At 26.3% G+C, this 24,040-nt stretch carries 22 protein-coding genes; 16 read left to right on the forward strand and 6 right to left on the reverse strand.

Going from position 1 to position 24,040, the window contains the following annotated elements:
* Positions 1–210 precede the first annotated feature (210 nt).
* The 13 genes from CRIB_RS04740 to CRIB_RS04800 all read left to right on the forward strand — a co-directional run bounded on the left by CRIB_RS04740 (position 211) and on the right by CRIB_RS04800 (position 13,667).
* Positions 211–1,152: an IS982 family transposase gene (locus CRIB_RS04740; RefSeq protein WP_180701595.1), complete on the forward strand. Its 942-nt coding sequence runs from the start codon at positions 211–213 to the stop codon at positions 1,150–1,152.
* A gap of 163 nt (positions 1,153–1,315) precedes the next feature.
* Entirely contained in the window at positions 1,316–2,218 is a 903-nt protein-coding gene (locus tag CRIB_RS04745; RefSeq protein WP_180703386.1) for a CPBP family intramembrane glutamic endopeptidase, read from the forward strand.
* A 173-nt stretch (positions 2,219–2,391) separates the two neighbouring features.
* On the forward strand, positions 2,392–3,147 hold the full coding sequence (locus CRIB_RS04750; RefSeq protein ID WP_180703387.1) for an acyl-[acyl-carrier-protein] thioesterase: 756 nt from the start codon (positions 2,392–2,394) through the stop codon (positions 3,145–3,147).
* A 188-nt stretch (positions 3,148–3,335) separates the two neighbouring features.
* Positions 3,336–3,875 (forward strand): hypothetical protein, encoded by a 540-nt coding sequence (locus CRIB_RS04755; protein ID WP_180703388.1) that lies wholly within the window; start codon positions 3,336–3,338, stop codon positions 3,873–3,875.
* Positions 3,876–4,188: 313 nt separating this feature from the next.
* Positions 4,189–5,316, forward strand: a complete 1,128-nt coding sequence (locus tag CRIB_RS04760) for a (Fe-S)-binding protein (protein WP_180703389.1) — start codon at positions 4,189–4,191, stop codon at positions 5,314–5,316.
* Between the two features lie 59 nt (positions 5,317–5,375).
* Positions 5,376–6,041 carry a TVP38/TMEM64 family protein gene (locus CRIB_RS04765; RefSeq protein ID WP_243633579.1) on the forward strand — a complete coding sequence of 222 codons (666 nt, stop codon included), beginning with the start codon at positions 5,376–5,378 and terminating at the stop codon, positions 6,039–6,041.
* Positions 6,042–6,056: 15 nt separating this feature from the next.
* Complete coding sequence (locus CRIB_RS04770) at positions 6,057–6,641, forward strand: CDP-alcohol phosphatidyltransferase family protein (RefSeq protein ID WP_180703390.1); 585 nt, start codon at positions 6,057–6,059, stop codon at positions 6,639–6,641.
* Between the two features lie 22 nt (positions 6,642–6,663).
* On the forward strand, positions 6,664–7,887 hold the full coding sequence (locus tag CRIB_RS04775) for an ABC transporter substrate-binding protein (RefSeq protein ID WP_180703391.1): 1,224 nt from the start codon (positions 6,664–6,666) through the stop codon (positions 7,885–7,887).
* Positions 7,877–8,737 (forward strand): ABC transporter permease, encoded by an 861-nt coding sequence (locus CRIB_RS04780; RefSeq protein ID WP_180703392.1) that lies wholly within the window; start codon positions 7,877–7,879, stop codon positions 8,735–8,737. The genes CRIB_RS04775 and CRIB_RS04780 overlap by 11 nt, the downstream gene beginning before the upstream one ends.
* Positions 8,738–8,751: 14 nt before the next feature.
* Entirely contained in the window at positions 8,752–9,543 is a 792-nt protein-coding gene (locus CRIB_RS04785; RefSeq protein ID WP_180703393.1) for an ABC transporter permease, read from the forward strand.
* A gap of 20 nt (positions 9,544–9,563) precedes the next feature.
* Positions 9,564–10,589 carry an ABC transporter ATP-binding protein gene (locus CRIB_RS04790; protein WP_180703394.1) on the forward strand — a complete coding sequence of 342 codons (1,026 nt, stop codon included), beginning with the start codon at positions 9,564–9,566 and terminating at the stop codon, positions 10,587–10,589.
* A 523-nt stretch (positions 10,590–11,112) separates the two neighbouring features.
* Positions 11,113–11,586 (forward strand): IS200/IS605 family transposase, encoded by a 474-nt coding sequence (gene tnpA, locus CRIB_RS04795; RefSeq protein ID WP_180701971.1) that lies wholly within the window; start codon positions 11,113–11,115, stop codon positions 11,584–11,586.
* A gap of 686 nt (positions 11,587–12,272) precedes the next feature.
* Positions 12,273–13,667, forward strand: coding sequence for a YfcC family protein (locus tag CRIB_RS04800; protein ID WP_180703395.1), 1,395 nt, complete (start codon positions 12,273–12,275; stop codon positions 13,665–13,667).
* A 70-nt stretch (positions 13,668–13,737) separates the two neighbouring features.
* Here CRIB_RS04800 and CRIB_RS04805 read toward each other — a convergent pair whose 3' ends face one another.
* The 5 genes from CRIB_RS04805 to CRIB_RS04825 form a co-directional block, all read right to left on the reverse strand.
* A complete protein-coding gene (locus CRIB_RS04805; protein ID WP_180703396.1) occupies positions 13,738–13,920 on the reverse strand; it encodes a hypothetical protein in 183 nt (60 codons plus the stop codon).
* 95 nt (positions 13,921–14,015) lie between these two features.
* A complete protein-coding gene (locus CRIB_RS04810; protein ID WP_180703397.1) occupies positions 14,016–14,360 on the reverse strand; it encodes a hypothetical protein in 345 nt (114 codons plus the stop codon).
* A gap of 1 nt (position 14,361) precedes the next feature.
* Entirely contained in the window at positions 14,362–14,712 is a 351-nt protein-coding gene (locus tag CRIB_RS04815; RefSeq protein WP_180703398.1) for a PqqD family protein, read from the reverse strand.
* A 70-nt stretch (positions 14,713–14,782) separates the two neighbouring features.
* Positions 14,783–16,699: an OPT family oligopeptide transporter gene (locus CRIB_RS04820; protein ID WP_180703399.1), complete on the reverse strand. Its 1,917-nt coding sequence runs from the start codon at positions 16,697–16,699 to the stop codon at positions 14,783–14,785.
* Positions 16,700–17,373: 674 nt separating this feature from the next.
* Positions 17,374–18,126 carry a DUF6873 family GME fold protein gene (locus CRIB_RS04825; protein ID WP_180703400.1) on the reverse strand — a complete coding sequence of 251 codons (753 nt, stop codon included), beginning with the start codon at positions 18,124–18,126 and terminating at the stop codon, positions 17,374–17,376.
* Between the two features lie 660 nt (positions 18,127–18,786).
* Here CRIB_RS04825 and CRIB_RS04830 point away from each other — a divergent pair.
* From CRIB_RS04830 to CRIB_RS04840, 3 genes are all read left to right on the forward strand, one after another.
* A complete protein-coding gene (locus CRIB_RS04830) occupies positions 18,787–19,635 on the forward strand; it encodes a DegV family protein (protein ID WP_180703401.1) in 849 nt (282 codons plus the stop codon).
* A gap of 425 nt (positions 19,636–20,060) precedes the next feature.
* Positions 20,061–20,426: an ArsR/SmtB family transcription factor gene (locus CRIB_RS04835; protein ID WP_180703402.1), complete on the forward strand. Its 366-nt coding sequence runs from the start codon at positions 20,061–20,063 to the stop codon at positions 20,424–20,426.
* An 11-nt stretch (positions 20,427–20,437) separates the two neighbouring features.
* Positions 20,438–22,816 (forward strand): heavy metal translocating P-type ATPase, encoded by a 2,379-nt coding sequence (locus tag CRIB_RS04840; RefSeq protein ID WP_180703403.1) that lies wholly within the window; start codon positions 20,438–20,440, stop codon positions 22,814–22,816.
* A gap of 75 nt (positions 22,817–22,891) precedes the next feature.
* Here CRIB_RS04840 and CRIB_RS04845 read toward each other — a convergent pair whose 3' ends face one another.
* On the reverse strand, positions 22,892–23,956 hold the full coding sequence (locus CRIB_RS04845) for an NAD(P)H-dependent flavin oxidoreductase (RefSeq protein ID WP_330404948.1): 1,065 nt from the start codon (positions 23,954–23,956) through the stop codon (positions 22,892–22,894).
* Positions 23,957–24,040: the final 84 nt, after the last annotated feature.

Below are 24,040 nucleotides of genomic sequence, written 5' to 3' on the forward strand. Positions count from 1 at the left end.
ATTATAGATATTATTTAAATTTAATAGATAATAAGTGTATTTTAATAAAATGACAAATTGAAACTTTATAATAAAGTTATTAATAAGGTATTACTTAAAGTAAAAAATAATATAATTTAACTCGTTGTGCTAGTTAAATTTTTCAATAATAAAACTCCAACAAATATAGTATCCTAAGATTATCTCTACTATTCTAAAGGAGGATTATATATGCTAGAGTTTAATAATTATTATATCCAAGATCAAAAAAATTTAACTGATTTATTTACAAATATATTTGTAATTATAGATGATATATATAATGAGATTATACCTATAACTGTAAGTAATAGACGTAATATAAAAGATAGCAAACTTTCTGATAGTGAGATAATCACTATTAGCATAGTTGGTGAACTTTTAACTATTGATTCTGAAAAAGCATTCTTTAGTTTGCTTAAAAGGGAATATAAAAATCTATTTCCAAAGATAGGAGATAGAACGAGATTCAACAGAACTAAAAGAAACTTATATTGGGTAATATCTAAAATAAGAGAGCATATTTCTTTATTTATGCAATCTTATTCTAACAATATAAGAATTGTAGATAGTATGCCTATTCCAGTATGTGAATTTGGTAGAGCACATTTTAGTAAATGCTTTAAAGGCGAAGCCTCTTATGGTAGATGTCCTTCAAAAAAACAAACTTATTTTGGATTTAAATTTCATGCTCTTACTACAATAGATGGATTTTTATCTGATTATATTATAACTCCAGCTAATGTAGATGATAGAAATGCAGTATGGGATTTATGTGATAAATATAAATCTATTTCTATTATTGGTGATAAAGGGTATGTAAATAAAAGGCTAACGCCTGAACTGAAAGTTGAAAAGGATATAAATCTATTATTTTTAAAGCGCGGAAATAGTAAAGATAATTATCCCAAAGATATAAGACAATTGATATTTAAAGCTAGAAGAAGGATAGAAACTAGTTTTTCTCAGTTGGCAGAACAATTAAATTTGAATAAAGTAAAAAGTAAATCAATGTTAGGATTTATAACTAGAACTTCAATAAAAGTTTTAGCTCATAATATATCATTTCTAATAAACAAATTAATGGGAAATGAAGATTCTATATCTAAAATAAAAAGATTAGTATTTGGATAAAAATTACAAATACTAATCTTTCATAGGATATTCTTTTTTGCACAATTTAAATTCCTTTATTTGGAAAAATAATTAACTAGCACAACAGATTAATTTAATAGACGTATGAAAGATACTGTTATATTATATATATAACAAATAAAACAAAAAAGGGGGATTGATTATGAAAAAAGTTAATATTTTTTTGAGTATAAACTTTATATTTACATGGGGTGTGGCATTTTGGCTAATGAGCAATGGTGGATATCAAAATCCATTGGCTAAGATAGTACTTATGGTATGTATGATAATTCCAGCAATATCAGCAATTTTAACTAGCTTTATAACTAAGGAAAATATTAAAGATTTATGGATAAAACCAAATTTTAGAAATAATAAAAAATTTTATTTAATAGCATGGTTTTTGCCTGCAATACTTATTGTATTAGGAGCAGGAGTGTATTATTTAGTGTTTCCATCTCATTTTGATTTAAGTATGTCAACATTTATAAAATTAACACAAGACCAAATGGTAGCTATGGGTCAGCGAGCACCATCAGTAGAAGAATTAAAATCATTGCTTATAATGCAAATAATAATAGGAGTTTTACTTGCACCTATATTAAATTTTATAGCTTGTCTAGGAGAAGAATTAGGATGGAGAGGATTTTTACTTCCAATGCTTAATGAAAAATATTCATATTTAAAATCAACTATTAAAAGTGGAGTTATATGGGGAATATGGCATGCACCTATGATAGCTATGGGACATAATTATGGATTAGGTTATTTTGGTGCACCTTGGGGAGGAATACTTGCAATGATAGTATTTTGTGTAGTTGTATCTGCCTTTTTATCATATATGACATTTAAGACTAAAAGTTGTATACCGGCAGTGCTTTCACATGGTATGATAAATGGGTTTGCAAGTTTTTCAACTATATTTATAGCAGTACCTAGAGTTAATCCATTTATAGGACCAAGTCCAGTTGGGATTTTAGGTGGAGTTGGATTTATCATAGTAGGAATTATTTGTTTAATTAAAATAAATAAGATGGATAAAGAAATGGAGGAAATATCTATATAGATATTTCCTTATTTATTTAAAAAGTTTACTTTTATAATATAGACTATGTACTAAAAATATTAAGCAGTAATACAAAATTAAATTTTAGCTATTAGGGTTAGTTAAATTTTCAATATATGGTATATAATAAATATATTGAAAATTATAAATAAGGTATAAGTAGGAGTTAAATAATGTCTAAAGTATTTAAGAAAATATATGAAGTAGGATATAGAGATACAAATCCAAGAAGAGAATGTAAATTTTCATCATATATGGAATTTATGTCAGATATAGCTTTTAAGCATGATGCCAGTTTAGGCTTATCCCTATCAAATTTACTTGAAAGTAATCATACATGGGTAGTATTTAATTATAAGATTAAAGTATTTAAGCCGACGAATTATCAAGATGAATTAAGAGTTGAAACATATATAAAGACCTTTAGAAAGTACTTTGCGGTTAGAGTATTTGAAATATATAATGAAGAAAATGAACTTGTATTACAAAGTGAAAGTTTAGCATTTTTTATAGATATGTTAAAAGCAAAACCCTGCACTATTCCAGATTACTATTATAATAAGTATAATATATCAGAAGAAGATAAAAATATAAAAATAGATAAATTAAAGTTTGAAAAAACAGAAAGAGTAGATATAGAAAAGAAATTTGATATAAGATATACAGATATTGATTTTAATTTACATGTTGGAAATGTAAATTATGTTAGATGGATTATAGATTCTATGCCACTTGAAGTAGTTAAAGACTATAGGATATGTGAATTCAATATAAAATATGAAAAACAAATAAAAGATCAGGAAAGTATAATAGTAAATACAAAACTTGAATATGAACAAGATAAAGTACATGCAAATCATATTATAATAGATAAGGAAAATAATGAATTATCTTTGCTTGAAAGTTATTGGGAGAAAATTAAATCATGATAAGATGTTAAGTAATCTTATTAAAATATATACTTAAACTTATAATGTATAATGACAAAAAATTCACTTCACTTATGTCGGTATCGTTTATCTGTTGCTCAAAATGATGTATAGAAAATATGATAAACTTGTAAAATTTATAAATAAATGATATATTTTAGATAAAAATAAAATAAAAGAGGGACACTATGTATTTACCAAGTAAAATCACAAATATATTATCTAAAATAACTAAATCATATACAGTTAAATATACAAATGGTAAAATAGAATCAGTATTTATAAATGAAAAAGATGTAACAATACAAGCATCAAATAAAGGATACTGTATTTACTTAAAAGGTGGTCCTATATATTTAAATGATTTAAAGTCAATAGAGCCTCTTTTAGTAAAAATGAATGTTTTAAACAATAATGATAAAATTAAAAATAACCAGTCTATAAAAGATGAATTAATAGATATTTTTTCTAAAAATAAAGATACTTTTTCTGTAAAATACAGTGGAGCATGTATAGTATCTTTAAATCTAGAAAATCCTAAATTAGTTATAAGCAAAACTAGTGTAGGATATTCATTAAATGTGAATAATGAAAATATATCTATAAATAATGTGGTATCATTAAAAAAACTTTTAACAAGAATGAATGTTATAAAGCCATTAAAGAAGAAAAATATTAAAAAAGATGTTTATGATTGTAGATTTGAACAACTTATGTTGGATATATAGACAGATTGCCTTTAAAAAGGCTGAACTTATATAAAGTTCAGCTTTTTTTACGCTTAAGGATATTATAATACTTAAAAAAATATGGATAACTTCTGAATGTAAGTAATATCAATAAATTGGTTTTGAGCGTACAAAAGATTTTGAAATACTTCGCCCATGTAGTGGCTCAAGTAACGGATGAAGTCGTTGGTGACATGAAGTGTTTCTCCGACACGTCGCTCGAGCGAAGCGAATTTTTTAGTTTAATTTTAATATTTATAAATTATAAATAATCAAAAAGTATTTGATAATATATTTTTATAGGAGGCAAGAGATGAAAACAATAAATTTAAATGAAAAAACTCTAGAAGAGATAAAAATAAATGAAAATAATTGTATAAATTGCAAAAGATGCTATAATTCATGTACTATGATGAGTAAATATTCTTCATCTCCAAAAGAACTTATGAAAAAAATAATAACAGATAAAAGTGTAGATAAAAATATACCTTATTCTTGTTCTTCTTGCGCAGTTTGCAACTTAAAATGTCCTAAAGATATAAAAATAAAAGAAATGTTTTACGATATGAGAAAAGATATTTTTAATAATGATAAAAAAAATATGAATGATATTGGATATAATAGTGTAAAATTTCATCAGATTAATAGTTTTTCACCTGTATTTTCAAAGTCTTTTTCAAATAAAAGTACTAAGAAATTATTCTTTCCAGGATGTAGTTTATCAAGTTATAGTCCAGAAATAGTCTTAAAAACATATGAATATTTAAAAGAGAGTATAGAGGATTTATCAATAGCGTTTAAATGTTGTGGTAAGCCAACTTTATCAATGGGAGATATGGATAAATTTAAAATATATTATTCTCAGGTAGAAAATTTATTTTTAGAAAATGAAATTGAAGAAGTTATAGTAGCATGTCCAAATTGTTTTAATACCATAAAACAATATAGTAAATCAGTTAAAGTAAAAACTATATGGGAGGTTATAAATGAAAACTCAATTCCTAAAAATTTAATAAATCATTATAATGATTTAGATATTAGGTTTAGTTTACATGACCCATGTCCTATAAGATATGAATCTAAGATTCATGATACTGTTAGATTAATATTAAAATCAATGGGGATAAAAATAGTTGAATTCGATAAAAGTAGAGAAAATACAGAGTGTTGTGGATCTGGAGGTATGCTTAGAGTAACAAATCCTAAACTAGCTTTAGAACAAACTAATAAAAGAGTTAGTGAAGCTAAAACTGATACAGTTATATCTTACTGTGAATCATGTTGCGAAGCTATGATGATTGCAAATAAAAATACACTTCATATATTAGATTTTATGTTCAATGAGGCTGTTATAAATAAAAGTAAATTTACTCAAGATAAAATATCTACTATAAAAAAATGGAAAAATAGATATAAATCTATAAAGTTAATTAAAAATTAAATAATAAGATTTTAATTTTAAAATATGGTAATATATTATTTTAGAAAAGAGGTGATATTTTGACAAAAAAGTACAAAACAGCATATAAGGTAATAATATCTATAGTTATATTGATGATTATATCAATTGTTGTATATAAGGTTTATAAAATGAATTTAGGAATAGGTGATATAAAAAATTATGTTGAGTCTTTTGGAAAGTTGGGACCAATAATATATATAATAATATTCTCTCTAGTTCCTCTTACACTTTTTCCAGATTCAATACTTGCAATATCAAGTGGCCTTATATTTGGATTAGTAAATGGATATATTTATACTGCAATTGGAGCTTTAATAGGAGGAACAATATCTTTTTATATATCTAGAAAGTTAGGAAGAAATGTAGTAAAAAAACTTATCAAAGAAAAACTAGATAAAGTAGAAAATATGATAAATGAAAGAGGATTCTTTATAGTGCTTATGCTAAGGCTAATTCCTTTATTTCCATTTGATGTAATTAGTTATGGTTCTGGCTTAACAAGTATAAAATATAAAGATTTCATACTTGCGACTTTCTTTGGAACAATACCAGGAATATTTGTATTTGTAAATATTGGAGCACAATCAGTTAATATAGGAAGTAAAAGCTTTTATTTATCAATAGTAGCGTTAATATTACTTTTGGTAGTATCTATAATATTAAAAAATAGATTTATTACCAAAAACTTAGAAAATAATAAATAAAACCTAGGAGGTAAAATGTTAGATACACATGCAAGAAAATATGTAAATCCAATAATTGAATTAGGAGCTAAGTTTCTTTTAAAATTAAAATTAACTCCTAATAATGTAACTATATTAGCTTTATTATTAGGGATATCAACTTCTATATTTTTATATTTTGATATGCAAGTAGTTGCAGTTATTGTGCTTTGGATATCAGGATACTTAGATGCAGTAGATGGAGCTATGGCAAGAAGAAGTAATAGTTCATCGTCTTTTGGAACACTTCTTGACATTGTTTCAGATAGAATTGTGGAAGTAGGTATAGTGTTAGTACTTGGGATTAAATTTGTAGACTTAAGATATAATTTTATAGTATTAACTGCATGTATACTTATGTCTATGACTATATTTTTAACAGTTGGAGCATTAAGCGAAAAAAAAGGAGTGAAATCATTTTACTATCAAGCAGGAGTGGCAGAAAGAAGTGAAGGATTCATATTTTTTTCACTTATGATTTTATTTCCGAGCTATTTAAGAATAATAACTAATATATTTTCAATACTAATAATAGTAACTGCAATTCAAAGATTTTTGGAGGCAAAAAGATTACTAGATTAATAAATAATAAGGAGATATAAATATGAATAGAAAAATTTACATAGTACTATTATGTATGATGATGATTTCATCTATAGTTGGATGTTCAAAATCTCAAAAATCAAATGATATAAACAGTAATACAAATATACTAGACACTAGTTATGATGAAATTTTAAAAAGTGCAAAAGGGACTACAGTAAACTTTTATGGATATGGCGGTAATGAAGTTATGAACAAGTGGTTTGATACTTATGTAATCCCGCAAATGAAAGAAAAATATGATATAAAAGTAAAAAGGGTAGGAATGAATATTGATGATATAATGAATAAATTATTATCAGAAAAGCAAGCTAAAAGTAAAGATGGAGTTATGGATGTAGTTTGGATAAATGGTGAAAATTTTAAAACTGCAAAAGAAAATAATCTATTAGTTGGAGCATTTACTGAAAAACTTCCTAACTTTAATGATTACATAGACAAAGATTCAGAAACTATAAACACTGATTTTGGAACACCTGTAGAAGGGTTAGAAGCACCATGGGGTAAAGCAGAGTTTGTAGTAATTAAAGATACTGATAAAGTATCTCAAAATATAGAAGATACTGAAACATTAAAAGAAGCAATAATTAAAAATCCAGGCAAATTTACATACCCTGCATTACCAGATTTTGAAGGAAGTGCATTTGTAAGAAATGTAATATATGACATAGTAGGATATGAAAACTTAATTAACTTACCTGAAAATGAAGATGAAGTTAGAAAAGTTATACAACCAGCGATGGATTATTTAAATGAAATTAAACCATATTTATGGAATAAAGGAGAAACATATCCTGCTACAATAGCACAATTAGATAATATGTATTCAGATGGCGAAGTTTACTTTACAATGACTTATTCACCAAATACTGTTAAAGGAAAAATTGATAGCAATGAATATAGTAAGGATACAGAAATAATAGCATTTGATAAAGGAAATATAAGTAATACTCATTTTTTAACAATACCTGAAAATGCACCTAACAAAGAAGGAGCTATGGTACTTATAAACTTTTTAATGAGTATAGATGCTCAAGCGTTAAAAACTGATACTGCTAATTGGGGCGATATGACTGTATTAGATATGAATAAAGTGCCTAACGAAGAAAAGTATAAATTTAGTGAAACTGTGGAATTTGGAAAGACATTACCAGAGTTAAATGCTGGATTAGTACCTATAATAGAGAAAATATGGACTGAAGAGGTTTTACAAAATGGAAAATAAACTAAAACCATATATATTATTAGCACCTATAGCTATTATATTAATAAGTATAATGGGATTTGGAATAGCTAATTGTGTAATGCAAAGTTTAGGATATATGCCACATATAGGTGAAGAAAATATTAGTTTTAGATTTTATAAAGAAGTTATAAGAGATTCTATATTTTTAGAATCTCTTATATTTAGTTTAAAAACGTCATTTATATCGTCTACGGTAGCAGTTTTTATAGGAGTGATAGTGGCATATTTTTTATCACAAGAGAAATTATCTAAAATAAAAGAATCATTATTAAATTTACCTATTATAATTCCACATATAGTTGTAGTAATGTTGATGATAACTATATTTTCTCAATCAGGAATAATTTCAAGAATATTATATTCATTAAATATTATAAATGATTCATCTCAATTCATATCTTTAGTTTCTGATAAAAATGGAGTAGGAGTAATATTGGTATATTTATGGAAAGGAATACCATTCACTATTATAACAGCATATAATATTTTGAAAAATATAAGTAATAATTTAGAAAAAGTAGCCATAAATTTAGGAGCTAGTAAGTTACAATGCTTTAGACATATAATTTTACCATTAGCTTCACCAACAATAATATCTTCATTTATAATTTTGTTTGCTTTTTCTTTTGGGTCATTTGAAGTTCCATTTTTAATAGGTCCAACAACACCTAAAGCACTTTCTGTTAGTGCGTATACAAATTATATAAGCTCGGACTTATCTCAAAGGTCATATGCTATGGTTATAAATGTTATATTATCTAGCTTAAGTTTTATACTTCTTATTGTATATAATAAAATTCTAGAAAAGATAAATAAATATAAGATTTAGGAGAAGATATTAAAGTGAATTTAAAGAAAATAATAATAGAATTGGCTATTATAGCTTTTATATTTCCTCTAATAATATTGGGGATTTGGAGTGTAACAGGTTCTTGGATATATCCAAGTCTTTTACCTCAAAGTTATTCACTAAGAGGATTTCAATATATATTAAGTTTAGACAATATAGCTATATTAATAAATAGCATAGTCCTATCAATTTTAGTTGTATTTATTACAATAGTGATTAGTATTCCAGCAGCTAAGGCACTATCTTTATATAATTTTAAAGGAAAGAAATTCTTTGAATTATTAGTATTATCTCCAGTAATAATACCTACAATATCAATAGCAATGGGAGTACATATATTTTTTATAAAGCTAAAATTAGCAAATACATACCTAGGCGTAGTAATTATAAATATATTACCTTGTATACCTTATGCCGTAAGAATTATAGGTGATGTGTATAAATTAGTTGGAGATAAGTTAGAAATACAAGCAAAAATGCTTGGAGCAAGCAACACAAATGTATTTAGATATGTTACACTACCTCTATTATTACCTGGAATATTAGGAGCATCAAGTATGTGCTTTATAATAGTATTTAGTCAATATTTCTTAACTATGCTTATTGGAGGAGGAACGGTAATTACATATCCTATGATTATGTTTCCATATATACAAAGTGGAGATAGAGTAATAGGTTCTATGTATAGTATAGTATTCTTAGTTGCAAGTATAATAGTTTTAATATTAATAGAGAAAAGGATAAAAATACATTACAAAAATAGTAGCAGTTTTTTTGAAGTATAAGAAATTAAGGAGAAATAGATATGTCATCAGTTAAACTTGTTAACATAACTAAAAGTTTTGATGAAAAGATAGTATTAGAAAATATAAATATAGATATAAAAGATGGAGAACTAGTATCATTATTAGGAGTATCTGGATGTGGAAAAAGTACAACACTACAATTAATAGCAGGACTTATTAATCCAGATAGTGGAGATATAATTTTTAATGATAAATCAGTACTAAATATACCAACAGGAAAAAGAGAGGCAGTAATAGTATTTCAAGATTATTTATTATTTCCCCACATGAGTGTATATGAAAATATTGAATTTGGTTTAAAAATGAAAAATATAAATAAGAAAACTAGAAAAGACAAAGTTAACGAGTTAATAAAACTTGTAAAATTAAATGGGTACGAAAATAAATATCCATCTGAATTATCTGGAGGACAAAAACAAAGGGTTGCTATAGCTAGAACATTAGCAATAAATCCAAAGGTATTATTATTAGATGAGCCTTTTTCAAATTTAGATATAAACTTAAGAAATGAAATGAGAGAGTTTGTTTTAAATTTACAGAAGAAATTAAATATAACTACTATACTTGTTACTCATGATAAAGAAGAAGCACTTATAATGAGTGATAAAATAGCTGTTATGGTAGAGGGTAAAATAGAGCAGTTTGATAAGCCGACAACATTATATCAAAATCCTAAAACTAAATCAGTTGCTAATATATTTGGTGAAAGAAATTATATAAAAGGAAAAATAGAAAATGAAGTATTTAAAAGCAATATATTCTATATAGATGCAAAGGGGTATAATGATTTAGATATTGTTGAAGCTATGATTCCTAAAGAATGCATAAAATTATACAGTGCAAATTATAATGATGGAGTAAATGGATATATACAAAGAAAGCAGTATGCAGGAGATAAAACTTTTTATGATATTAATATAAATGGAGAAGTATTAAAATGTACATCTATATCGAATGAATATAATCAGGGTGATGATATAAAAATATGTATTGATAGAGATAATATAGTATTTTTTCCATTATAAAAACAAAATGTACAGAATAAATATGTTTATTACTGTGTTGGTATACTGTACTATTGGAAATAGAAGTGAAAAGCTGCAGTAAAGTTAGTTGATTTAATGGTTTTAAAAATGTAATGAGTAGAGAAGCTGATCTGAAATGATATCTTCTATAGTATTTATGACAATACTTATAACTATTATAAATCAAGGTAGTACGACTAAGATGATAGATAAAAAATTATGTGTATTATAAGAAATATACACAGTTATACAGTATAAAAGTCATTACGTGTAAGTTAGATAATATAGTTAAATTTAAATTTTAAAAATAATATATATATAACGAAATTTATGGTATATTATTATATAAGGTTCCAGTTTATGGGATATAGTATTGATAATAATATTATTGTATTAGGAATACCACAGGTTATACCTGTGGTTCTAAAAAGCTTTTAGCTATGAGTAGAAATAAAAAAACCTCCATAAAATTATAGTAGGTTTGCCGACCAAAACTATAAAATTTAAGGAGGTGTGTCCGATAATGGACAATAATAGTTTAGCACATAGCAAATGGAATTGTAAATATCATATAGTTTTTGCACCAAAGTATAGAAGGCAGATTATTTATGGAAAAATAAAGTCTGATATTGGTGTTATATTAAGAAAACTTTGTGATCATAAAGGTGTTGAGATAATTGAAGCAAATGCATGTAAAGATCATATACACATGCTTGTAAGTATACCACCAAAACTTAGTGTATCTCAATTTATGGGTTATCTGAAAGGAAAAAGTTCACTGATGATATTTGATAGACATGCAAATTTAAAGTATAAATATGGAAATAGACAGTTTTGGTGTAAAGGGTATTATGTTGATACAGTTGGAAGAAATAAAAAGGCAATTGAAGAATATATAAAAAATCAAATACAAGAGGATATAATTCATGAACAAATGAGTTTAAAGGAATATATTGACCCGTTTACGGGTGAGCCAGTAAATAAAGCAAAAAAATAAGCACCTTTAGGTGCAGTTAGTAATAGTATGCGGTTGGCAAACCGTTCAGTGTGCGAGTAGCACAGCCAGAAACAAAGCCTTATAGGCGTAGAGCAAACCACCCGTTTTACGGGTGGTTCTGATTAAAATTTATTAGACTGTTTATAGGTATACTTATATTATTAATGCAAACTTAGGATTATCATAATGATATGTACATAACAAAAGGTTAGGAGCTAAAATTGAAATAGCTCTTGATAGGATACAACAGGGTTAGGATTTATGGTAGTGTTATAGATATATTTTAGGTCAAAAGATAATTTATAAATTTATAGTAAATGATAGAAACTATATTAAAGTAGGACTAAGTATAGTAAACGTAAAGATTTATAAATTAATCTGTTGTGCTAGTTATTTTACTACACATATTGAAATTACTATATAAAGCTTTTGAACTATAAAAATATAATTTACTAGGCTCTAGTATTTTCAATAATCATATTTAACTAGCACAACGAGTTAAATTAATAAATAGATATTATTTTAGAATATTAACATTATATTTAAAATAATAGTATATAAAAATACTTTGGAAATAGACTAGATTTAAATTAAGGTTAGGAGAAATATATATGTTAATAAAGTGAATTATATATATTTTTTTGGATAATTTAAAACTATATAACTAAATATATGGAGGACGTAATATGAAGAAAAAAGGTTTTAAGTTACCTACAGCATATAGTATATTATTAATTATTACTATTGTAATAGCTATAATAACTCAATTTATACCTGGAGTGAAACCTGCAAAACTTTCCGATGTTATAATGGCACCTATAAATGGATTAAAAGATGCTATAGATATATCTTTATATGTACTTTTAATGGGAGGGTTCTTAGGCGTTGTAACAAAAACTGGGGCTCTAGATGCAGGTATAGGAGCAGTTGTTAAAAAATTAAATGGTAAAGAATTGTTACTGATACCTATACTTATGTTTATATTCTCTCTAGGTGGTACTAGTTATGGTATGTCAGAGGAGACATTAGCCTTTTACGCATTAGTTACTGCAACAATGATGGCTGCAGGATTTGATTCATTAACAGCAGTAGCGACGATAGCTTTAGGAGCTGGTAGTGGAGTTTTAGGTTCTACAGTAAATCCATTTTTAGTATCTACGAGTATAGACTCTTTAAAAGGAGTTGGAATAGAAACTAATCAAGCTGTAGTTATAGGAATTGGTGTGGCATTATGGATATCATCTTTACTTATATCTATATTTTTTGTAATGAATTATGCTAAAAAAGTTAAAAATAATAAAGAAGCTTCACTTTTATCTCAAAGAGAATATGATAATGCAAAAGAAGCATTTATGGATAATAATGAAGGTACAATAGAGTTTACGACTAAAAGAAAAATTGTAATATGGTTATTTGCTATATCTTTTATAGTTATGATACTAGGGGTAATACCTTGGGAGAGATTTGGTATAACTATATTTAAAGGAACTGCATTTTTAACTGGAGAGCCTCTTGGTAATTGGTGGTTTTCAGAACTTGCTGTTTGGTTTACATTAATGGCAATTATAATAGGTATAGCTTATGGATTTAATGAAAAGGAAATAGTGTCGGCTATAATAGATGGTGCAGCTGAAATGGTTGGTGTAGCACTTATAATAGGTATATCAAGAGGTGTATCATTTATTATGTCATCAACTAATCTAGATGTATATGTATTAAATAGAGCGTCTACAGCACTTACTGGAATGTCACCTATATTATTTACTAATATGGCATTTTTAATATATATAGCATTAGCATTTTTAATTCCATCAACTTCAGGACTTGCAAGCTTATCAGTACCAATATTTGGACCTCTTGCTCAAACTTTAGGATTTGTGCCTGAAATAGTTATATCTATATTAAGTGCAGGTAGTGGACTTGTAAACCTAATAACTCCAACATCAGGGGTAATTATGGGTGGACTAGCTATTTCAAAGGTTGAATATACTACATGGGTAAAATTTGTAACTAAGATAGTTGTATGTATATATATATCTTCAGCTATTATACTATCAATTGGTATGATGCTTATAAAATAAGAGAAAAATATTTTGTTTAATATATAAAAAGAGCCTTTTTAATAAAGAGGCTCTTCTTGTATATTAAATTTTATTTATTATTAGGAAGATTTCTTTGAGGATATGCATTTTTACTATTTATAACTCTAAAATTTAATATATCTGTGGTTTCACTGTCAGTGCTTTCATGAGCATCTATATTGTCTAATATTTCATGGTATTGATCATCATGATTATTTAAAAAGGCGAAGTCATCATTAGTTTTCTTTTTCATAATAAATCTCCTTTATAATGTGTTATATAAAATAGTATTTGTGAAAACTAATTTTATATGTATATCAAGCATAAAATTAGATTATTATATCTTATCTATTTAGATTTATATTTTAAAGTATATCCATTTGTAGTTTTTATGATAGTACCACTATTTAATAAATTACCTATAATTATTTTAGCTAGATGAGAAGGATTTTTAATAACTAATTTGTGCTTACTATAAAATAGAGAAGATTTAACATTAGCAAGTTCATTTTCGATATCTTTTCTAGATAAAGTTTTATTTTGTTTAAAGGAGCGAATAACAATTTTTTCACTTTTTTTATAAAGATTATCTAGCAATTCTTTTTCTCTACTTTGTTCCTTTTTTATACCCCATATGTATATTATTACAGTAGCAATAGCAAATAAAAGTATATAAAATAGAGTGCTTAACATTTTACTTGCCTCCTTTTTTAAACTTTACAAATCTATTACTTTCAAGTATTGTGATAAACTCAATTAATCTTTCAATTAAAGGTTCAGCATCATTTGCAAAATGCCCTTTAACATCTTTAGACAGTTCGTAGACTGATTTATTATTATCTATACACTTCCATACAAAGCTTCCATGTCTATCAAGCTTTACATAGCTTTTTTGAGGAACCTTAAAAGCTTTTTGAGCTATCACATCAAATAAAGTATTTCGAGTTATTTCTAAAGTAACAATACCAAAGCTATCTTCAACCCATGCTATATTTTCATTTTTTATAGGAATAAAATCTAAATAATTTTTAACTTTCGTACTCATAAAACCCTCCAATATATAAAATTAAGGGAGTGTATTTTAAGACAACTCCCTTAATTAACTATATTATTTATTAACTAGCTTTATTCTTATCTTTATACCAAATAGTGAATTTAAATAAAGTAAGTATTAATAATGCAAAGAATATTACAGAACCTATTTGACCTAGATTAACAAAATCAGATAAGTTTATTATGTCTGCTAGAGATCTTTCTCCAATTTTTATAACTGCGAATATAGCAAGTAATACACCTACTAGACCTTCACCAGCTATAAGACCTGAAGTATATAAAACACCTCTGTCAATTTGTTCTTTTTTTACTTTTTTAGGTACATTTTTTCTATTTTCAAGGAATAATCTTATAACTCCACCAAACATTATACCAGCACTTAAGTGAATTGGAAGATATAGACCAACTGCAAATGGAAGTACAGGTATACCTATTATTTCAACTGCTATAGCAATACCAGCACCTGCAAATATTAATGGCCAAGGAAGGTTTCCTTCCATAACGCCTTCAACAACTAATTTCATAAGAGTAGCTTGAGGAGCAGGTATATCTTTTGAACCAAATCCCCACGCAGCATTTAAAAGATATAAAACTGCACCTATAGTTAAAGCAGATATTAAAACTCCTATAAGCTCGCCTAATTGTTGTTTTCTAGGTGTAGCACCAACAATATAACCTGTTTTTAAATCTTGAGAAGTATCTCCTGCAATTGCAGCTATTATACATATAACAGATCCTATAGCTATAGAACCTATCATACCTTCTTGGCCAACTATACCAGTTGATTTTAAAGCTAATGTACTTATTAATAAAGTAGCTATAGCCATTCCAGAAACCGGGTTATTACTACTACCAACTAAACCAACAAGTCTTGAAGATACTGTTGCAAAGAAGAAACCAAATATAGCTATTAAAAGAGCACCAACAAAATTAACTGGAATAGAAGGTATTAACCATATAGCAATAACTACAGCTAATGAGCCTAATAAAACAACTTTCATAGACATATCTTGGTCAGTTCTTAATGTAGAATTAGATCTATCTATATTAGAATAATCTTTCATTGCTCTAGCAAAAGTATTAAATATTAGAGGAAGAGATTTAATTAAACTTATTATACCACCACATGCAACAGCACCTGCACCGATATATCTTATATAATTATCCCAAATTCCCCAAAAGTCTAATTCACTTATAGGAACAGTTCCAGGATAAAGTATTGTATCAGCGCCAAATAGTGAAAATAATGGTATTAAAGCTATCCAACCAACTATAGCACCTGCAAACATATATCCAGATATTTTATATCCACATATATAACCAACACCAAGTAGTGCAGGAAGTACATCTATACCAAATGCAGCATTAGAATATCCTGGTATTTCCCATTCTATTTCACTTGGGAACAATTTAATACCATCAGCTATAAATTTATAAACTGCTGCAATTCCAAGACCAGCAAAAACTACAGAAGCCTTAGAACCACCTTCTTCACCAGCAAGTAAAACTTCAGCACAAGCTGTTCCTTCTGGGTATGGAAGTACACCGTGTTCTTTAACTATAAGTGCTTTTCTTAGAGGTATCATAAATAAAACTCCAAGTAATCCACCACATAAAGCTATAAGTGCAATTTTTAATAAACTAGGACTTCCAATTCCCCAATCTTTCATCCATATAAACATTGCAGGTAATGTAAATATAGCACCCGCAGCTAATGATTCACCAGCTGAACCTATAGTCTGAACTAAGTTGTTTTCAAGTATAGAGTCTCTTTTTAATATGACTCTTAAAACCCCCATTGATATAACTGCAGCAGGAATAGATGCACTAACTGTCATACCAACCCTAAGGCCTAAGTAGGCATTAGCAGCACCAAATATAACTGCCAACAAACATCCTAATATTATAGATGTAGCTGTAAATTCAGGAACTATTTTATTGGCGGGTATAAAGGGCTTAAATTCTTTTTGATTATCCATAATAGTACCTCCTTTTAATATTTATATAATTCTGTTATGTAGGATTAGATAATTAATTGTATGTTTACTAAATTGTATATATACATTAAGGGCTAGTACTTATTGTAAGGCAATAAAAATAAAATTTTATATACTATAAATAAGGATAAGTATTATAAATATAGTTATATAATAAGTTAATAAAAAATACTGCATACATAAAAATAAAGGAGATTTTATGTATTATTGTGGGAAAAATAAATATTAATGTCAATATTGATGAATAAATATTACATATTTCGTTCTAAAGTTTCGCAAAGAGAGTGTTATCATCATAAAGTGAAAGTTTATGCTAAAGACGTTGGAATAACTAAGTTTAAAGATTTCCTGGGTAATAATATTTCATTATAAATATTTAGTGAAATTTAAAATATATAAATGATGTGATAAAAAAGATATATAGGTTTTATATTAGAATTATATAGAAATAAATATGAAAAAGAAGATAATCTATAAGATATAAAAATTGTTAAAGAAAAAGTAACTCCTCTTAAAGGGAAATATATAAATAGAATAGGAAATGATAAAATATAACAAGAGTAAATAAAGTACATATAGAAATTATCTTAATTTTAAACATGGGATTAATATAATTTATATATGTACTTTATTTTTAATTATATAATAGTATAAATTTAGTACTCAAGTAGAGGGATAACAGATCCTAAATCTAATAATTTATCATCACTTAAGGAAATTAAGTTTTTATTTTTGCTTTCAACAAAATTTAATATTTTATCATAATCAGGGTGTTTTTTTATATTTCCAAGGAAAACCAATTCATTATTTGAAACTAAAAAGCTAGATCCACCTATAAATCCATAATTTAACTCAAATAGGTCAATATGTCCTTTTTCTATTAATAAACAATCTATACCGTATTTTATGACTTCTTTATATATACCTTCATCTGAAGTGATCAAAGAATTATCATCAACTATACATATAGAACATTTACAATAGCCTTGGGATACATTTATTTTTTTTATATTATTTTTTTCTAGATAACGAAGTATTACTTTATCTGTATACTTAAAGTTGTGTATAGCAAAGTTTTTTAGAATTATTATATTATAATGTATATTGTATGGATACTTATTTTTTATAATAGAATTTCCAGGTATTACATTAAAATCATAAGGTTTTAAAATATTTTTATAATAATCATACACATTAGGAGCAACTACTATGTTATTATCATTTAATTTACATACACTTATGTCTGGATGATATTTAATGGCTTTATAAGTATCATTGCAACAAGTAGATTTTATTATACTTACTCCCATATTTTTTAAATTATTTTCCATGTTTTTAGGAATTCGTTTATCAACTATTGCAAGTTGTAATTTATTTTTTACTATAAATGATTCTTTTACAAATTTCATTGTCTATCTCCCTATAATTTAATATATAATTTATTATATAAAGTTTTAGTATTTTTTCAAGTTAGTTATATAAAAATGACTTTAGCACAGAAATAGTATTTAGAAGGTAGATGATTTAATATATTGACTATTTAAAATTAAAATTAATATATTAATTACATATTAAGGTTTAACTAATTATAATAGATAATTTTTTGTAAATGGAAATTTTTTGAGAACAAATGATAAAAAAGTGGTAAAATATATTTATATATAATATGTTATTTTAATGCAAAATAAATACAGACAACATTACATATAATATGACTATAAATTAAAAATACTGATATATAATATTTTATAAACTTATATAACTTAAATTTTATAGTATGAATATTTAAGTTGAATGTAGAATGTTAGTACTATATTAAGTTATAATATTAATAGAGGTATAAATATAGGATATAAATAATTAACCTATATATTAAAAAGGTTAAATAAATAGTTCCTAATATAATAAAATGTATTTAAAAAGACTTTAGTTAAAATTTATATAGATTTCAAAAATAAGCTAAAGCTAAAATAGTTAATATTAAAATATAAATTCAATAATATGCTTTAATTTTATATTGAATTTATATTTTATATGCTTTAAATAAATATTAAAGGGAGTTTTAAAAAATGAATAATATTAAAATAGTTTATGACACAATGAATGACTTACCAGAAAATATGAAGGATAAATATGATATAGATATGTTACCTACTACTATAATATTTCAAAGTGAAGAATATAAAGCTGGTGTAGATATAGATAATGACGAATTTTATAAATTACTTAGAGAGAATAAAGAGGTACCTACTACATCTCAAGTTACATATATGACTTTTAAAGAAACATTTGAAAAGTATCTAAATGAAGGTAAAAAGGTATTATATATGGCAGGTTCATCAGCAGGATCGGGAACTTACCAAAGTGCAATGCTTGCTAAAAATGATATAGAATCTGATGATATATATATAGTGGATACGTATAGTTTTTCTATAGGAGGAGGTCTATTAGTTCTTGAAGCTGCTAAAATGGTAGAAGAAGGTTTAGATATAGATACTATAATTAAGAAACTTGAAGAATATAAAGATAAAGTGCAAGTATATTTCTCAGTTGATTCACTAGATTATCTATACAAAGGTGGTAGAATATCTGGAGCTAAAGCTGTAGTTGGAACTTTACTTAATATAAAGCCGATACTTAAAATAGAAGATGGATTAGTGAAGCAAAAAACTCAAGTAAGAGGAAGTAAAAAAATAATACCAACACTTATAGAAAAGTTAAAAGAAGAAGTTGGAAATGACTTCTCAGATAAGGATGTATATGTTGGATATGGAGATGACTTAGAAAATCATGAAAAATTCGTTGAAAAGGTTAAGGAAGAATTATCACCTAAAAACGTATATACATTCCGTATAGGTTCATGTGTAGCATGTCACTCAGGTCCTACTGTTATAGGAATAGCATGTTTAAATAAATAAAAAACGTGATCATATATATGATGTAAAATCTACCCTTTATCAAGGATACTAGTAAAAATGGTTGTTAAGAGCTGATTTCTGTATTGTACAGGAGTCAGTTTTTTATATTCTATTCATAATTTTTATTAGTGTAATAATCCATATGATTCTTTGAATTTTAATTCTATTTATTATTAGAATAGATTCTATAATAAAGTTAAATACATAAATTAATAAAAATAGATGTTAGTAATAAGCTAGCATCTATTTTTATAAGTAAGTATATTTTTTAACTTATATATTGATACTACATCAATCTAAAAAGATATTAAAAAATATACTTTAAATAAATAATTAAAAAAACTTGCAATGTAGTTACAAAAGTTATAATATATGAATATATATTCATATATATAATTATTCACATATCCATGTAGGAGGAACGTATGAAAGATATAGAAGTATGTTGTAACAATGAATTGCATACAGATGTAATTGATTCTGTAAGAGCTGAAATGCCCGATACAGAAATGCTATATGAATTAGCAGAACTATTTAAAGTATTTGGAGATACAACAAGAGTAAGAATATTATACGCACTATCAGCACAAGAGATGTGTGTATGTGATATAGCAGATTTGTTAGATATGACTCATTCGTCAATATCACATCAGCTTAGAGTTTTAAAACAAGCTAGATTAGTAAAATTTAGAAAAGAAGGAAAAACAGTATTTTACTCTCTAGATGATTGCCATATAAGTCAAATATTTAATTGTGGACTTGAGCATATAGAAGAAAGGTATAAAAGATAGGAGATGAGTTTATGGGAGCTTGTAGTATGAGTAAAAAAGAGATAATACTCGGTGGTCTAAACTGTGCTCATTGTGCAGAAGTCATTAATGAAAAAGTATCTAAATTAGAAGAAATAGAATATTGTAACTTAAATTTTATAAATAAAAAACTAACTTTAGAAATAGCTTGTGATTCAAATATAGATGAAGATTTAGTTATAAAAAAAGTAATTAAAATGATAAATGATATAGAACCAGGGCTTGATATAAAAGTATTAAGAGATGAAAAAATAAACAATAAAAAAGTTGAAATAGCATTAGGTGGATTAAATTGTGCTCATTGTGGAGAAGAAATAGGAAATAAAGTATCAAAATTAGATAATGTAATACAATCTAACTTAAATTTTATAAGTAAAAAGCTTACGTTTGAAGTAGCTAAAAACGTAGATGAGAAATTAGTTACAGAGGAAATTATAAAGATAATAAATGATACAGAACCAGGACTTGATATAAAGGTTAGCTTTTCAGATACAAAAACAAAAAAGGAAAATAAAGAAGAAGTTGAAATTTCAAATAAAGGTGACTTAATAAAATTAATTATAGGTAGTATAATGTATATCTTTGGAATATTTCAAACTGCAACTGGATTTGAAAGCAAGTTTGCTAATATAGTATTTTTAATGGTTTATTTAATAGTAGGTTATGATGTATTATTAAAAGCCTTAAAAAATGCATCAAAAGGTAGAGTATTTGATGAAAACTTCTTAATGTCTATAGCAACAGTAGGAGCTGTTATAATAGGAGAAGTACCAGAAGCAGTAGGAGTTATGCTTTTTTATAAGATTGGTGAATACTTACAAGATATAGCAGTAGGAAAATCTAGAAAATCAATAACTTCACTTATGCAAATAAGACCAGATTCTGCTAACTTAAAAGTTGGATCAGAAATAAAAGTAGTTTCTCCAGAAGAAGTAAGCATTGGAGATATAATAGTTGTAAAGCCAGGTGAAAAAATACCTCTAGATGGAGTAGTAGTAGATGGTTTTTCAATGGTTGATACCTCAGCACTTACAGGAGAATCCGTTCTTAGAGAAATAGGTGTAGGAGAGTCTGCATTATCAGGATTTATAAATAAAAATGCATTATTAACAATAGAAGTAACTAAAGAGTTTGGAGAATCAACAGTTTCAAAAATACTTGACTTAGTTGAAAATGCAAGTAGTAAAAAATCTAAAACAGAAAACTTTATAAGTAAGTTTGCAAAATACTATACACCATTTGTATTAATTTCTGCTATGGTAATAGCATTTATACCACCACTAGTAGTACCTAATGCTGAATTTTTAGATTGGTTTTATAGAGGACTAGTATTTTTAGTTGTTTCTTGCCCTTGTGCCTTAGTTTTATCAATACCATTATCATTTTTTAGTGGAATTGGTAACTCATCTAAACATGGGATATTAATAAAGGGAAGTAACTATTTAGAAGCACTTAAAAATGTAGATACAGTAGTATTTGATAAAACTGGTACACTTACAAAAGGTGTATTTAAAGTAACAAAAGTATCACCTGTTGGAATAAGTGAAAAAGAATTAATAGAATATGCTGCATATGCAGAAGCAAATTCAAACCATCCAATAGCAAAATCTATAGTAAATTACTATAAAGAAAGTATAGACTTAGAAAAAATAACATACTTTGAAGAAATAGCAGCACATGGGATAAAAGTAAAATATAACGATTTACACATATTGGCTGGTAATGATAAGCTAATGAGCAGTGAAAATATATTATATTTCCCAACTGATGATATAGGAACAGTAGTTTATATAGCAGTTAATGGAGCTTATAGAGGATATATAGTAATATCTGATGAAATAAAAGAAGATAGTAAAGAAGCTATAAAAAACTTAAAATTAAGTGGCGTTAAAGAAGTTGTAATGTTAACAGGAGACAATGAAAAGGTAGCAAATAAAATTGCTAATGAACTAGGAATAGATAAAGTTTATTCAAACTTATTACCTAATGAAAAAGTTGATAGATTAGAAGACATATTTAAAGAAAAATTACCAAAAGAAAAAGTTGCATTTGTTGGAGATGGTATAAATGATGCTCCAGTACTTGCAAGAGCAGATGTTGGTATAGCAATGGGAGCATTAGGGTCAGATGCAGCAATAGAGGCAGCTGATGTAGTTTTAATGACTGATGAACCAAGTAAAATTGCTAAAGCAATAGAAATATCAAGAAAGACAAATAAAATAGTATGGCAAAATATTGTATTTGCATTAGGGGTTAAGGCGATAGTATTAATACTAAGTGCAGGTGGTGTAGCTACTATGTGGGAAGCAATATTTGCAGATGTAGGAGTTGCTTTAATAGCAGTATTAAATGCAATGAGAGTTATGAAATAAATAAAAACTATGTAGCCAAATTGGTTACATAGTTTTTTATTGATTATTATTTTCGCTAAATGATTTTATAAAGAATTATAATAAAGAAGTGAGTTCACTTATAACATCATCAACAGAACTTAGCTTATCAGCCTTGTATGCATCAGCACCACAGAATAATAGTCCATTTTCTACATCACCACTAACAGCATTTATTAAAGCCTTTGAAATGCAGTAGGGAGTATCTTTTGGGTTGCATTTAGATATACAGTTATAACATTTAGTTATAGTTGGTCTATTAGTACTGATATCATCTATAAATTTATTATGAATAGCTCTTCCAGGAAGGCCAACTGGACTTTGAACTATTTTTATATCATCAAAAGTTGAATTAATATAAGCATTTTTGTAATTTTCGTGTGCATCGCACTCATAAGTAGTAACAAATCTAGTTCCAACTTGAACGCCATCAGCACCTATATTTATGTATTTAGCAACATCTTCTGCAGTTGAAATACCGCCAGCAGCTACAACAGGTATGTGTTTATTGTATTTATCACCATAATTTTTAGCTATTTCAAGTATTTCTACGAATTCTTTGTCGTAATCTATGGATTTTATATCTTCTAAATCGTTCTTTGAAAATCCAAGATGTCCTCCTGCTTTAGGTCCTTCTACAACTATTAAATCAGCGGTAGTATTTTCTTTTTTATCCCACATTTTAAGGATTAGATTACAAGCTTTAGATGATGAAACTATAGGTGCAATTTTAACATCAGAACCTTTAGTAAAGCTTGGTAACTTACTTGGAATACCAGCTCCAGATATAATAAGATCTACATTTGAATTTACACACTCTTTTACATATTCTTCGTAATTATTCATAGCAACCATTAGGTTAACACCTATTATTCCACCATCAGAAATTTCTTTTGCTTTTGATATATGTTTTCTTAGAGATCTTAAGTTAGCATTTAAATTATTTGTCTCAAAATCAGGTTCATCATAACCTATTTGAGCTCCTGAAATTATACCAATTCCTCCTGCTTTTGCGACACTTCCAGCTAAATTAGAACGAGAAACTCCAACACCCATACCACCTTGTATTATAGGTACATTTGCAATTAAATTTCCAATAACTAAACTTTTGATAAAAATCATCTCCTTATTAAAAAAATTTAAAATTATATTACTAAAAAATTCACTTTTACGAAGTATCGTATAGATAATATTTTAAGTAACAAA

The organism is Romboutsia ilealis (assembly GCF_900015215.1).
GTDB lineage: Bacteria > Bacillota > Clostridia > Peptostreptococcales > Peptostreptococcaceae > Romboutsia > Romboutsia ilealis.